Below are 12981 nucleotides of genomic sequence, written 5' to 3' on the forward strand. Positions count from 1 at the left end.
GTCAGGGCTCACAGCCAATAAATGACGAGCACCGCCAGCGCGATGGCTGAAAGGCAGACCTTTGGGCATCTGTTGCAGCGTATCGCGACCCGTCGCCAAACCTTCAACCTTGCGAACATGATTTCGATCCGCTTGCGTCTTTTTTGTATCGGCGCTTGTCGTACTTCGCTGGTTTCCTGCGCTGTTTTCGACCGTGGAAGTGGGCGGATATCCCTTTGTCTTTCAACGCTTCTCTGAATCGGCCGGCGTCATAGCCGCGACCTCCGACCTGACAATCTACTTTCGGCAGGCTGCCAACGAGAAACCGTGCGCCGATGTAGTCGCTGACCTGACCGGCTGTCACAAAGAGGTTCATGAGCGCTCTTGGCTGTCGCAGATGGCGTGCAGCTTGGTGTTCATACCGCCCTTAGTGGGGCCAATCAGGCGTACACGCCTCCCTTTTTCACGCCCAGAGCGGACACCGTGCGATGAGCCTTCAGGTAAGGGCGCTGTCCAAACGCCTATCGTCGAACCCCACCTGGCTCCGCACCGGCTCCGACACTCGGTCGCGTCGGTGCTAGTCGAAGAAGGCATCGATATCCGAGCGGTTCAGGCACTGCTCGGGCATGCGAACCTCAAGACAACCGAGATCTATATGAGGGTTTCGAATCATGCCCTTCTAAGAGCGTTGGAGCGAGTTGACGTTTTGGGCTAATTGCGACATCGACGGCCCTTAGCGGACTTTGCCCATGTAACTCAATGCGGCGGCGCAGCATCACCGCAGCAGCCATTCACATGGTGCCCGCGGATCGCACCGTGGACTTCAAGCCACCGCTTCTATGAGCCGAAAAGGCGTCCGCCCTGCTCGTCAATCACCTGCTTCGCCTTTGCGATGCTGAAGCTTTCAGCCTGCTCCCGGCTTTCAAAGACATCCGCCCTGATCACCGTATGGGTCTTTCGATCTCCGTCTATGATCTTTTCGATACGGACCAAAAGGCGGTACTTGCCGCCCTCGGGCATCAGGTCAGGGAAAATCTCGAACCCTTTGTACGATACGGGCTCCAGCTCAGACTTTTCACTGCTACCGAAGAGTTTAGAAAAAAGGGACATTGGGCGGCTCCTTTCAGCATTGCTGGGACCGGAGACTAGCGCCGCTTAGCGCAGGCGTTAAGCGAATCGTGTTGTCACCTCAGTGGTCGTCGATCTGGTGATACGCTCTGTGCGTGGTCGCAAACGTCCCGATCCACGGGGAAATCTCTTTCCTCTGCACCATTCTCACATTTGCGGATCGGCCCAGAGCCGAAGTTGAATGATCAGTTTGGCTCCTGCAGTCGCGCCCGCTTTCCAGTCGTTCGGCACAAATGCAAAGCCGTACATTTTCGGACCCACGATCTGTGAACTTTGGCGTCATTCGTTCTCCTACATGGGCTGGAAAGTGGGAATAAACGTGCCCCAGCCCACGGCTGAAGCACAGTGGTCTTGAATTCCGGAGCGTTTTAGAAATCTCCTGTTCGGTCGTTAATGATAAAGCCGGTCTCGGACGGCACGAATTTGGGGGCCGTCAGACCTTCCAGCGCTTGTTTGACATCGACACTCTGCACCGTTTGAGACTTGTAGGTCTTGAAGTGATACACGCGGTTTTGGGTGTTAGAGGCTGCTGTCCAAACCGTATAGTCTGTATGAACGCCTTCAGGCGTTGGCGCACGCACGGCCCCTTTGGGAATGTCAAACATATTCAGAACGTGGAACGCCTGAAAGACTGTCTCAGCTGCCGTTTCTGTCGGAAGGACGGTTTCCTTAAACGCGACCGCGCGTACAAAACGGGACGGCGGCGTAAAATCACCGGGCAGACCAAGCATGCCAGTCCCTTCGCCAAAGGCTGACAGTGTTTCACTGCCAACGGTGATCGGTTCGCGGTTTTCCGGACGGATATTGAGATAGTTGCGCAGGTTGGTCAGATGCCAATCGTAGGTTGGATTGTTGGTTATGACGCCGACTGTGTTGTCGAAAATCTTGAGCCCCTCGTCGGTCTGCTCGATCACAATCGCTGCGCCGGACGCATCAACGACCGTATAATGGACCGGGGCGTAGCTTCCGATGACATCAATATGGCTGCCGACCAACTCGATGGTCGAAATCGCCTCGCGCACTTCTTCAACTGAACTGAACTGCCCCAGAACCCAGTTCCCAAGCTCTTCCGATGACACCGCGCGGTCGCGGTTTTCATCGCTTACCTCGCCAAAGACAGCATCTCCTGCAAAATAGAAGATACCGAAATACAAGCCTTCGGTATTCATACCATCCACAATGATCGGGTACCCAAAGGCATTCGCGCCCAGAAACCCATATTTTGTGGTGTAGGTGAAGCCAGTCTCGTCGGGGTTGGCCTGCAATGTGGTGATCTCGGTTCCGGCAGGTACCGCGTACAGGTCCGACTGCACATCAACACCGAACTCCATAGTCCGGGCCGGAACAATCGCGCCATCTGCCGCGCTTAGAATGATCCCGGTACACGCATAAGCGTGTCCGCCAGTCAGGGCTATGCAGATCGATAGCAGCACAAGCCTCAGGCGTGGTAGAATTTGATTTGGTTTATTGGTTCTAACCATTAGAGAATCTCCATTTTTTCAGGATGGTATGAAATTCGAAGTGTTGGCCGTCTTTCAGTTACGTATTGGTCTGGTCAAGCCAGCCTCCCCCCAAAGCAGTATGTGGACCAGTCGGCACTTAAACTAGTCACCGACGTCACTGAGATATGATTTCAAGTCAACGAGGATACGCTGCAGAGCCATAACCTCACTCAGTGTATCCTGAGCTTCGCGCGCTGTCGGAGCGTTGGTGTCGTTTACCGCGTTGGTAACTGACATTAGTTTGGCGAATTGCTGGCTGAGGGCGATGATCTGATGCGGCAATCCAAGCTTGTTCAGCTCGTTCAGCCGAATGCGCCTTCCTTCTTCGCCGTGCCCCCGAAACTCTCTGATGGCTTCGGTCACATACGGGAAGCTGGATACTTGTTCGAGGATAGCAACTGAAGTCAAAGGCATAAGCCTATCGCTATACTCAGCGTTTCGCGAATAGTAGCGGCCCAGCGTTGCTTTGGATTTGCCTGTCAACGCACCAGCGGCTTCAATTCCCATATCCTTGACCAGAAATTCTGTGTGCTTCTTCAGATAAAGCCGAATGTCCCGTTCCGTCGCAGGATCTGGCTGTTTCGCTTTCATTTGTTCGTCCTACAGCACGAGAAGATGCTGACACCTGTAAGTAAATTGGTTGTACCACTTGGCGCAAAGCATGCGCGCTAATAATCGCCTTGTATTGCCCGATCCGATTGCTCAGATTGTTCCGCACTGCACTATGTTGGGATTTTTTTTGAATGGCACCTCCGATTCAAGCACGATGGCTGGCCTCCGCGCCCGATGATCTGAAAAGCGAAGTGATCGCAAAGTGTGATCGGCTGACTTTGCAGCAAGATCAATCCATTTACCGCGCCGGGGATGAGGCCGGTGGAATATACGGTGTCATTTCCGGTCGCATTGATCTGCACCTGCTTCACCTGCGCGAAGGCCGCACTTTGTTGCACTGCGGCGGTCCAGGAGGTTGGATCGGAGATATGGCTGCGCTTTCGGGTGAGCCCCGGAAATTCGAGCTGATCGCGGGCCGCGATAGCGAAGTGTTGAGGCTGACGCGCAGCACTTTGATGATGTTATGCGAAGCCCACCCCATTCTCTGGCGCAATCTGGCAGATATGGTGAACACCAACATGCGCATGGGGTTTAACACCATCGAAATGCTGCGCACCGAGGACCCCACCGCGCGGGTGGCCACATGCCTGGTTAGATTGAGTGCAGGGGGCCCCGGTTGGGAAGGAACGATCTCAGTCTCACAGAGTGAACTTGCATCGCTTTGCGACATTGCACGCAGGCGCGTTGGTATCGCCTTGGAGCAGTTGGAAAGTCTCGGATACATCAAGCGCAAATATGGGCATGTCGAAATCGCGGATGCGAGCGGTTTGGCAGGAGTTTTACCCGAACGGCACTAAGGTGTTGATAGCGCAATGCAATTGTCCCAGCCTTCGACTGTGCCTGCGCTACATACCAGTTTCATAGCACAGCCCTGCATGTGCCAGAAACTATAGGCACATCATAGTGTGGCCTGAGACAGGTCTACCACATCCGCAGATGTTTCGCCGCAGCATGATCCGGTAATTTGGGCATCTGGATCATGAGGAATACCAGGGGTCGGCGACCCTCAATTGCTGCGGCGATCCTCCTTTGCAACTCTACTAAGCCACTCGTACGTATCGGTTACTAAGAAGACGAATAAGGATCGAATACGGGGAAAATAATCCTGAAAGGTATCCAGATGGTGTCTACTTTCATAGACAATCTGAGAAGCAGCCATTGATCGCAGTGTTGAATAGTCCACAATAGGGTCTCTTCGGACTTAGGATAAGACACGGCCTCTAAACTACGTACTGCTCGTTCCCCATCTCGAAGGCCCAAAGTCGCTGTTGGTCCAAGGTTCACTCTGCTGCGCTGCGGCTCGTCGAACCCGTCATTCGCCGTGGCTGCGTAATCCAGAAGTTGGCGAACCGGAAAACTGCGGGACAAATTACAAGTTCTCCGCAGCTGCGCTAGTTGTCGCTTTCGGGAATTATCGGGTCGAAAGCCTTGGCTCGTGACAGGGTTGCAACGTTTGCGTTCTATCGCTGCAGCCCTATTGGACAGTTTCCGCGACCCGATCCTGTCTTGGAGAACGACCGAATTTGCGGGCATATTCCCGTGAGAATTGAGCTGGGCTTTCATATCCGACCCCGTAAGCAATCTCTGAGATCTTTGAGCCGGTGGTCTGAAGCTTACTCCGGGCCTGAAGCAAGCGCAGGTCTTTCTGGTATTGCAGCGGCGAGGTTCCCGTGACGGCCTTGAACTGTTGGAAGAAGGCCGAACTGCTCATACCCACGCGCCCGGCAAGCTCTCTGACGACAAGGGGGCTAGCCAGATCGGACCGAATTTCGTGCGTCGCCGCGAAAATCCGACTGGCCGTGTTTTCCTGCCACACCAGTTTTTGCAGCGTGCCACCATGTTGTCCGATCAGCAGGCGCGCATGGATTTCCCGCGATGTGATCGGCGCCAGCATGTGACTCGTCTTTTCGGTTTCGCACTGGTGAAAATACCGCAACAGGGCGCTTTTCATTTCGCCATCGGTTTCAGCGAGGCAGATCGAAAATGGATCTGACACACGGTGGGTAGATGACCTCGGCAGTGACGATGCCAGGGTGCGCAAAAGATCCAAATCAAGGGGAAACACGAGCGCGACGTAAGGACGTTCGGGGGTGGCCTCGGTAATCCTTGAGACAACCGGCAGCGCATTGCTGACGATCAGCGACTGCCCGGCCCGCACGGTGAGTGTTCTGGTACTGGTCCCAACCTCTTTGGCGCCTTGCAAGACCGCGCACAGCAGCGGGCGATAGACATTTGCGTCATGTTGGGTGGTCGAAGGGTGGGTGAGGAAAACCGTCCCGCTTTCTTTATGCGTCAGTGCACCCTGCGCAACACCCGCATGGCCAAGTAGGGCCAGAACATAGTCCAATAAAGTCCGAGGTCCCATGACTGCCTCCTGTCGTTGCCCCCACCGTTAGCACGGAAGCATTTAACGCTATTACTTAAAACTTCTATTTCTGGAGGATTGAGCAAGAAAGATGGAGAATGCTGAAAGATACATCCTCCTCTGAAGACTATTGTTTACTTATGAACTTACGGAGCAAAATATGAAAACCATTCTGATCACCGGGGCGTCATCCGGTATTGGTGCAGCAACTGCCCGGCATTTCCAAGCGAATGGTTGGAATGTCATTGCGACGATGCGCAACCCCGCGGGCAGCACGGATCTTGGGGCTCTGGATAACGTGTATCTAACTCAACTGGATGTGACGGATTCAGACTCAATCGCATCAGCTGTAAGCGCTGGCATCGAACGGTTTGGGCAGATTAATGTATTGCTGAACAATGCGGGGTACGGCGCCTACGGTGCGCTAGAGGCCTTTTCGATGGATCGCATCCGGCGTCAGTTTGACACCAACGTACTCGGTTTGATGGAAATGACCAAAGCGGTTCTGCCTCATTTCCGTCAGAACCGGTCAGGCACGGTTATTAATATCTCTTCCATCGGAGGACAAATCACCTTTCCACTTGGCACGCTCTATAATGGCACCAAGTTCGCAGTGGAAGGGCTTTCTGAGGCGCTGCATTACGAGTTAGAGCCGCTTGGCATTCGGGTCCGAATTGTCCAGCCTGGAATGATCCGGACCAACTTTGGCGGCAGCTCCTTTGATTTTGCGATGGATGAGAACCTGCCGGATTACGCACCAATGGCCGAAGCCATGGGGCGCCTGTTTGGCAAGCTGGCCGCGAAGCCGTCTGAACCTGAGACCGTCGCGCAGGTCATTTGGGATGCGGTCAACGAGACCGGAGACTGCCTGCGGTTTCGCGCGGGGTCTGATGCAGAGGAACTGCTTGATGCGCGCAAACAACAGGATGACGAGACGTTCATCGGTGGTCTTAAACAACAGATGGCACCCTGAGGGGCGGCTTAGCCCCTCATAGAAAAAGAGGATGATCCATGTACCGCGAAGCAATTGATAAGGGTGGCCTCGCCGTTGTGACCGGAGCTGCAAGCGGCGTCGGCAAGGCCGCGGCCCAACGCTTTGTTCAAGACGGTTTGGGGGTTGTACTGGTCGATCTGGCGGCTGAAGCCCTGGACAGAACTGAGGTGGACTTGCGTGATCAGGCCGGGGCGTCCGCAATTGTTCAGGCGATTCCAACGGATGTTACCGACGCCAAAGCTGTGAATGCTTTGGCAGATCAGGTCTTTGCACTCGGCGAGGTGGCTGTCCTGATGAACAATGCGGGTATCGCTTTGCCGTCCGGCAGTTGGGAGAACGCGGAAAACTGGCGCAAACTGATAGAGGTTAATCTGTTTGGCGTCATGAATGGTGTGCACGCTTTCCTGCCGCGCATGATCAAAGCGGCGCGCCCGGCCGTGGTGATCAACACCGGGTCAAAACAGGGCATAACCACACCGCCCGGAAACCCTGCTTACAATACCAGCAAAGCCGCCGTGAAGGTCATGACAGAGATGTTGGCGCATGACTTGCGACAGGCCGGGGTGGATATCACCGCTCATCTGTTTGTGCCGGGATTTACCTATACTGGTATGATCGCGAAGTTCATGCCTGAAAAACCTGCCGCCGCTTGGACAAGCGAAGAGACAATTGACTATCTACTGAAACGTATGTCGGACGGAGATTTCTATATTCTTTGCCCGGACAATGACGTGTCCGAAGAGCGCGACCGCAAACGGGTTGAATGGGCCTCGGGCGATATTATCAACAATCGCCCGGCTCTTTCACGCTGGCATCCCGACTATGCGGACGCCTTCGCGGCGGACGAGGTCTCGGAATAGTCGAAATCAACAATAGGTCGTTAAGCCGATATTCGTGCGCTGCGCAGCTAATCGCACAGAGGCAGCCCTTAAGAGACATTCACCACCCGACTCCTATGCTGCGGTCGCAGCCTGCATTGCCGCCGTTCGCCGCACTCGCGCAACCTGGAAATGATCATACTCACAGATTGCAGAGAGAGCCGCCGTCCGGTTTTCGCACATCGCTGATGCAGCATGATTTTGCATCTGCCGCACGCTAAACACTGCAGCGCAGCGCAATTCGTCATTCCGGACATTCCTAAGTGTCATATTAAGCCGAACAGAAACTGCGCTTTCGCTGTCACTCGTCCAGATAAGCCAGATGCGGGACAGTTCCGACTTTGAGGCTGACATCTCAAAGGTCCGTTGTTAGCTGTTGAGATTGACGATGCTGATCGCTCTTAGTTAAAACGATGCGATTGTTTGAGTAAGCAACGAAATTTATTGGTGACTTTCGGCATAAGCGTCAGAAGTAGAGAACAGTACGGCAAAAAATATCTTATTATGTGAATGACTATAGGAACCTGTTGAGAAGTTTGCCCAAAAAGAACGCCCAGCCAATGTGGCTGGGCTAGTCCGAGGAAAATCTTCATTTGACTTGAGTATTCCGAGAATTGGTAAAGATTTGGTTAGCGCCACACCTTAACTCTAAGAATCGTCTGGCTCATCGCTCGCTCACTGCTCAAGGAGGTTTGCAAAACCATCCTGAACAGCCTTACGGATGACCGCAGAATCCTCACATGCGCTGATGACGACTGCACCGCTACGAGCGAGCTTATAGATATTCTCGGGATCACAATAAGTCCGTACGCTTTGACGGTAAGCTTTGAAATACGCCTCCCTGTCAGGCGTTTTTGAGCGTCGCGCACATAGCTGTTCGTAAACACTGAAATAGCTCGGCTCTATTCCCATGCTTCCGTCGGCCATTCCGACCTGAAACCAGTCTATCTTCCCAATGCAAGCTTCAGGCGAGAGCCACTTTGAGAAAAAGCCATAGGGCGTATCGTTCGCTGACGCTGGGCCACTTGCACAGAGAGCCAACACCACACAACCAAAAAATAGCTTAGACTTCGTCCAATACTTACTTGAAGAATTAATCTGCTCACTGTTCGTCACAAGTTTAGTCATTGCTCTCATCCCTTTGTTAGAGATTTTGGCGCACACAAGGCGCGTTGCTTGTAGGAGAATAAGAAACGGCACTTAACAAATGCCTAAGGTGGAAATTCAGAAAGGAAATTCGAGAGATAGAACCCCTATTGTTTGACTTTCGACCTGTGAATCGAATTCTTTACTGAGATAGGTAAGCCCGAAAAATGTTGAGACTTTTCGTATCGCCACTTGAACTCCTGCCCGCGCTCTAATGCGTGAGTTGGTTATTTCGACATCCGACCAATCCGGGAAGAAATCGCTATGAGTAATGTACGTGTAGTCGACCCCCAAAAGAAACGACATGTCGTCCATCCTGGACGCCCGCTCAGGAGAAGACGGCTGTAGGAAACCGGAAACTGGGTCACGAACGTAGCGTTGGGCGTTGGCATAGCCGTCAATAAGAAGATCAACCCCAATTCGCCCGAAGGTTTCGTATCCGGCCTGAACACCTACAAACGGCCTGACAGAAAAGCTGTCAGATATTGTGTAAGGTCTCGCGAGTTCGACTGCGACCATACCTGTGACGCTATCGCCCACATGTTCATGGGGCATATCCTCAGGTAGGTATCCAGCAATTCCTGTTAGTTCATGAAAGCCCTGCTGAAAACTGGCGATGTTTGTTTGGTCGCCTGTAAGGAGCACTTCGAGTCCCGCATTGTATTGCAGCGCGCCATAGTTATCGTTGGCGAATATCCCAAACCCCAACATTCCCACATAGGGTCGGTCTCTATTCGTTGGCTGGTCTCTCGCGCCCCATGGGGAAATGATTTCTGCTCTTGCTCGAAAATCGTGCGCGATTCCTCCCGTGTTTTCTCCTTCAAAACCAAAAAACAAAGTGTAACTCGCGGATCGCCAGCGATCTCTGCCGTCACCCATAAAATCGTTTGTAAAGAAGCTGGATTTTATCGTGTCCGCATATGCCGAAGAAACGGCTAGAAAAACGCCTAGTGCAGAAATCAGGGCTCTCATGAACTCCACCTCACTACATTTGAGAAACTGGAAGTACTTTCCGAATCTCTAGTGCAGGAGCCTTAACGTCAGCCTAACGCTGTTAGCTTCACGGATGTGTCGCGAAGAAGCTATCGACTTCAATGAGAGGGAAAATTTTTATAAAATCTCGCGCGTTAATTCTGACTTATGATTTTTGAATAAAATTGAGAAACCAATTGGAAGAAGGACCAAAAGTTGTTTTGCTCTACGACAACGCCATTTGCGATACAGGATGTGGCTGAGATGCTGGCCAGACCTTTGGCCCAAGTCGAGAATGCCTGGAGTATTCTACAGCCCTATTTCGGAACTCAATTGACTTTTGGTTTCGGTAGGCTTGTACTAGCGCCAAATTTTTTCGACGTTGTTGCCATGGGAGTCGTTGTAGAACTGATAAAAAAGCCCTGCGACGTGAACGAGTTGGTTCAAATCTCCATTTGCACAGCCGAAGAGGTCGCGATTTTCGTAGACGCTGAGGGGCTTCCGGTAGTTTTTGATGAGGCGTTTAGACGTGAAATCACCAATCACCTGATTACTTTTCTTTACACTCCGACAACAGCCGAGCAATTCCGGCTACTTGTTCGAAGGAAAGAAGATATTGTCGCAACGGCGCTAGATGTCCTAGAGAATGTGAGCAAAATCCTTAGCGGCGGTTACGCTAACCAACCTGCTACACTCAAAGCAACTCAGAGAGCTGTAGATCAAATTGCCTGAAACCAGTTTTCCCAAAGCCAAACTTGTACAGTCTGGGTTTGGATCACAAGTTTGCTGAGATTGAATTACGAAGACCTGAAACACTAATATTGAAGCCTCAGACCAATTTGAGAAAATCTGGCTTGTTGAAGAATAATAGACTTATTGCCCTAGTACGACGTACATAGCGCTTTTGAACTCATTTTCGGTTGTCGCCCAAACTAAATTAGATGAGTTCCCTTGGCTGTTCTGTGTTTTCTTGAATTAAGTTCCTCACGATGGCCTTCTCTTCTTCGGTTACCGTTGCTTCCTCTAAGAAAACTTCGAAAGCTGTTTGCAAGCCGCACAATGTGTTCTTAGAACCCTCTGCTTTTGCGTGGTCAACCATCTCAATAATTGCTTCGACAAACCAATGTCCGGTGCTCATGAAACCCCTCTCCAATTCATTTTTTGCCACTGTCGAGGGATATGGATTAATGCTGGGTTAATCCTGTTTTGTTTTCTTGTTTTCTGGAGCCCAAATCATATAATTTACTTTCAGTGTGGTCCAAAATATACGTGCTGATAACTTGACGCATAGCCTGAGCAGTCAGGAAGAAACCCTCGGCTTCCAGCCTTAGCTCCGTGTCGTTGGCACATTCCAAAAATTCTCTGTCCATACCGTTACTCCCTTGCACACAATTTCACCCAAGTTGGAGCAATTTCCTTAACAAACGGTAAATTGTTTAAATTACGGAAATGAACCTATGTTACACCGAGTTCTGAGGCACAACATGTGCGGAAGTCTTCGGGGTTGCCTCGTCGAACGTGAGTTCTGTTTCCAGTTTGGATTCAATGGTGCGTCGGAAACAAAAGGAGTTTTTGGGGACACACTGAGCTTGCAAGCCCACCGGTGATACTTTGGCTAACGAAGAATTGCTTTTCTGCCACCGTATCAACACCTGTCTTAACGTAGTCGCTGTTCGTCTTCCCTCGTTTTCAGCAACTCAACTAACTCTCCATTGGCTTTGCTTCTGTTCTTAGTGGGCCAAGACCAAGAAGGTTCAGCCATGTTTTGAAGAGTTGCTTTTAGCGACTTGAGGCGCGCGTCGCTGCGCGACGACCGCAAGGGAGCAAACCTGCTTGTAATCTCAGATTCGATAGACTCACTGCACAAGTGTCCGTACGTTCTGCTGACAGTATCAGTGTTGCTATGGCCCAACTGCTTGGCGACAATCGCAAGGGGTGTTCCGGCTTGGACCAACTGACTTGCGTAGGTGTGCCGTAGTCCGTGAAAAACAAAACCTTGTGGCAACTTGGCACGCCTACCGCGTCCTTAAACTGGTGCTTGTGGTTTCCTGCCCAGGGTTTTCCAGAAGACATCTTGAACACTAGATCTTCATCGTCCAACCCTTCGATTTGATCTAAAAAGAAGGACATCCCCTCATCAGGAAGAATTACATAGCGCCCGCGGTAACTCTTTAAGGGCGCGACGTATATTCCATAAACATGTCCTCCGACATCTCGAGCCTTTAGACTAGCGAGTTCTGAAACTCGGCAACCAGAATACAATGCTGCCTGAACCAGTGCAGCAAGGTCAGGCGGGCATGACGCAATCAAACGTTTTGCTTGTCCCCTTGTTAAGAAGAACTGTCGCGGTGTGTCGGCGTGAGGTACTCGGCGCAGCTTTCGCCAGGAGAGCTGACTCTCAACATCTCCATTTTCCCACGACAGCTCGATTGCGGATCTGAGCAACCCAATGACAGTGTTAAGCGTCTTTTTTCGTTTTCTGAGCTGCTCGTAGTCTAGGGATTCAATGCGAACTTTCTCAACTTGGGACCTATTGCCCCTCTTGGGAGTAGTTTCCAAAACATCAGTGCAGAATTGAGTAAAGACCGAGTGGTTGAGTTCAGTAACAGGTAGGTCACCTAATCTTGGGATTATGTGGAAATTTATTAGAGAAAGCGTTGTTTCAAAATAGGTTTTGGCGGCGGCGATACGCTTCCATTCTACAAAACTATGCATTGCATCCCCAACCGTGAAGCTGTCATTTGTTTTTTGATAGTTCAACTTGCAATTCGAACCGATGGGATAAGGCTGCGAAGCAATGGCGCAGATATCGGGTTGGTTAAACCAAGCGTCCGCAACAACGAGTGCCTGCACAAAGTCCAATCCGCCCTCGTGTATTGGAGCGACTGCGCCAATTGTTTTTTGGCTGTATTTACCGTCCGCTCTTCGAATTCGAGCCACCCAGTGACATCTACCGGACTTATATTTCAACACGCCGATATGGCGACAATACTCTATAGTATTCCAGTAAGGGCTGCGACGCGCTGTTAAGCTCTTGATGTTCTCAACATTCGCTAACGAAGGTGCTTTATTCATAATGTAACCTCTCGGCATAGGTAACGAGAGCTCAGAACACTATTGGTCTGAATCTAACTTCAGAATCTCAATATGGATAACTGCGCTAAGCCGACCTTTCCCAAATCAGCCTTTCACGAGCGACCCACAAATGATCCGGTTTCCGAGTGACTTCGACACCTTGTACCCCCGCGATTTCACGAGCTTCTTCGGCAGAGTGCGCCAACACCCAACCGTAAGTTTTGCTTTTGAATTCAGGTGCGGTCGGCACTTCAATTTTCCATACTTGTAGCATGCGCAACCTGATGCCACGAATTGGTTAATGATTGGTTTAAGAACGATTTTGAGTTT

Annotated in this window: 14 protein-coding genes and 1 pseudogene; 5 read left to right on the forward strand and 10 right to left on the reverse strand. The window is 51.4% G+C overall.

The window, feature by feature from the left end:
* Positions 1-8: 8 nt before the first annotated feature.
* Positions 9-482: pseudogene (locus ACR3EN_RS20340) on the reverse strand (IS5 family transposase); the annotation flags it as partial.
* A 35-nt stretch (positions 483-517) separates the two neighbouring features.
* Between ACR3EN_RS20340 and ACR3EN_RS20345 the strand changes: the two are divergent.
* A complete protein-coding gene (locus ACR3EN_RS20345; RefSeq protein WP_480871164.1) occupies positions 518-694 on the forward strand; it encodes a tyrosine-type recombinase/integrase in 177 nt (58 codons plus the stop codon).
* A 122-nt stretch (positions 695-816) separates the two neighbouring features.
* Here the strand turns inward: ACR3EN_RS20345 and ACR3EN_RS20350 are convergent, their stop codons facing one another.
* The 3 genes from ACR3EN_RS20350 to ACR3EN_RS20360 all read right to left on the reverse strand — a co-directional run bounded on the left by ACR3EN_RS20350 (position 817) and on the right by ACR3EN_RS20360 (position 3200).
* Positions 817-1089, reverse strand: coding sequence for an HlyU family transcriptional regulator (locus tag ACR3EN_RS20350; RefSeq protein WP_480822443.1), 273 nt, complete (start codon positions 1087-1089; stop codon positions 817-819).
* A gap of 386 nt (positions 1090-1475) precedes the next feature.
* Positions 1476-2588, reverse strand: coding sequence for a linear amide C-N hydrolase (locus ACR3EN_RS20355; protein ID WP_480822445.1), 1113 nt, complete (start codon positions 2586-2588; stop codon positions 1476-1478).
* Positions 2589-2711: 123 nt separating this feature from the next.
* A complete protein-coding gene (locus ACR3EN_RS20360; protein WP_480822447.1) occupies positions 2712-3200 on the reverse strand; it encodes a hypothetical protein in 489 nt (162 codons plus the stop codon).
* 152 nt (positions 3201-3352) lie between these two features.
* Here ACR3EN_RS20360 and ACR3EN_RS20365 point away from each other — a divergent pair, with 152 nt between their 5' ends.
* Positions 3353-4018, forward strand: a complete 666-nt coding sequence (locus ACR3EN_RS20365; protein ID WP_480822449.1) for a Crp/Fnr family transcriptional regulator — start codon at positions 3353-3355, stop codon at positions 4016-4018.
* Positions 4019-4695: 677 nt separating this feature from the next.
* Here the strand turns inward: ACR3EN_RS20365 and ACR3EN_RS20370 are convergent.
* Positions 4696-5586, reverse strand: coding sequence for an AraC family transcriptional regulator (locus ACR3EN_RS20370; protein ID WP_480822451.1), 891 nt, complete (start codon positions 5584-5586; stop codon positions 4696-4698).
* A 160-nt stretch (positions 5587-5746) separates the two neighbouring features.
* Between ACR3EN_RS20370 and ACR3EN_RS20375 the strand changes: the two genes are divergently transcribed.
* Both ACR3EN_RS20375 and ACR3EN_RS20380 read left to right on the forward strand, forming a co-directional pair.
* Positions 5747-6559, forward strand: a complete 813-nt coding sequence (locus tag ACR3EN_RS20375; protein WP_480822453.1) for an SDR family oxidoreductase — start codon at positions 5747-5749, stop codon at positions 6557-6559.
* A gap of 38 nt (positions 6560-6597) precedes the next feature.
* Complete coding sequence (locus ACR3EN_RS20380; protein WP_480822455.1) at positions 6598-7440, forward strand: SDR family NAD(P)-dependent oxidoreductase; 843 nt, start codon at positions 6598-6600, stop codon at positions 7438-7440.
* Between the two features lie 693 nt (positions 7441-8133).
* Here ACR3EN_RS20380 and ACR3EN_RS20385 read toward each other — a convergent pair.
* Together ACR3EN_RS20385 and ACR3EN_RS20390 are read right to left on the reverse strand one after the other, a co-directional pair.
* A complete protein-coding gene (locus ACR3EN_RS20385) occupies positions 8134-8586 on the reverse strand; it encodes a DUF2799 domain-containing protein (RefSeq protein ID WP_480822457.1) in 453 nt (150 codons plus the stop codon).
* A 96-nt stretch (positions 8587-8682) separates the two neighbouring features.
* The gene (locus ACR3EN_RS20390) at positions 8683-9576 is read right to left on the reverse strand and encodes a hypothetical protein (protein ID WP_480822459.1); all 894 of its coding nucleotides are present in this window, start codon (positions 9574-9576) and stop codon (positions 8683-8685) included.
* A gap of 255 nt (positions 9577-9831) precedes the next feature.
* Here ACR3EN_RS20390 and ACR3EN_RS20395 point away from each other — a divergent pair, with 255 nt between their 5' ends.
* Positions 9832-10308 carry a hypothetical protein gene (locus ACR3EN_RS20395; protein ID WP_480843295.1) on the forward strand — a complete coding sequence of 159 codons (477 nt, stop codon included), beginning with the start codon at positions 9832-9834 and terminating at the stop codon, positions 10306-10308.
* A 205-nt stretch (positions 10309-10513) separates the two neighbouring features.
* On the opposite strand, the gene ACR3EN_RS20400 is transcribed toward ACR3EN_RS20395, so the two are convergent.
* From ACR3EN_RS20400 to ACR3EN_RS20410, 3 genes are all read right to left on the reverse strand, one after another.
* Positions 10514-10714: a hypothetical protein gene (locus ACR3EN_RS20400; RefSeq protein WP_480822463.1), complete on the reverse strand. Its 201-nt coding sequence runs from the start codon at positions 10712-10714 to the stop codon at positions 10514-10516.
* Positions 10715-10760: 46 nt separating this feature from the next.
* Complete coding sequence (locus ACR3EN_RS20405; protein WP_480822465.1) at positions 10761-10946, reverse strand: hypothetical protein; 186 nt, start codon at positions 10944-10946, stop codon at positions 10761-10763.
* 287 nt (positions 10947-11233) lie between these two features.
* Positions 11234-11581, reverse strand: a complete 348-nt coding sequence (locus ACR3EN_RS20410) for a tyrosine-type recombinase/integrase (protein ID WP_480871132.1) — start codon at positions 11579-11581, stop codon at positions 11234-11236.
* Positions 11582-12981 lie beyond the last annotated feature (1400 nt).

Source organism: Ruegeria sp. G7 (assembly GCF_056535465.1).

Coding starts and splice junctions, on each gene's coding strand:
- ACR3EN_RS20350 (WP_480822443.1), bottom strand. CDS start 1,089: ATGTCCCTTTTTTCTAAACTCTTCGGTAGCAGTGAAAAGTCTGAGCTG.
- ACR3EN_RS20355 (WP_480822445.1), bottom strand. CDS start 2,588: ATGGTTAGAACCAATAAACCAAATCAAATTCTACCACGCCTGAGGCTT.
- ACR3EN_RS20360 (WP_480822447.1), bottom strand. CDS start 3,200: ATGAAAGCGAAACAGCCAGATCCTGCGACGGAACGGGACATTCGGCTT.
- ACR3EN_RS20365 (WP_480822449.1), top strand. CDS start 3,353: ATGGCACCTCCGATTCAAGCACGATGGCTGGCCTCCGCGCCCGATGAT.
- ACR3EN_RS20370 (WP_480822451.1), bottom strand. CDS start 5,586: ATGGGACCTCGGACTTTATTGGACTATGTTCTGGCCCTACTTGGCCAT.
- ACR3EN_RS20375 (WP_480822453.1), top strand. CDS start 5,747: ATGAAAACCATTCTGATCACCGGGGCGTCATCCGGTATTGGTGCAGCA.
- ACR3EN_RS20380 (WP_480822455.1), top strand. CDS start 6,598: ATGTACCGCGAAGCAATTGATAAGGGTGGCCTCGCCGTTGTGACCGGA.
- ACR3EN_RS20385 (WP_480822457.1), bottom strand. CDS start 8,586: ATGACTAAACTTGTGACGAACAGTGAGCAGATTAATTCTTCAAGTAAG.
- ACR3EN_RS20390 (WP_480822459.1), bottom strand. CDS start 9,576: ATGAGAGCCCTGATTTCTGCACTAGGCGTTTTTCTAGCCGTTTCTTCG.
- ACR3EN_RS20400 (WP_480822463.1), bottom strand. CDS start 10,714: ATGAGCACCGGACATTGGTTTGTCGAAGCAATTATTGAGATGGTTGAC.
- ACR3EN_RS20405 (WP_480822465.1), bottom strand. CDS start 10,946: ATGGACAGAGAATTTTTGGAATGTGCCAACGACACGGAGCTAAGGCTG.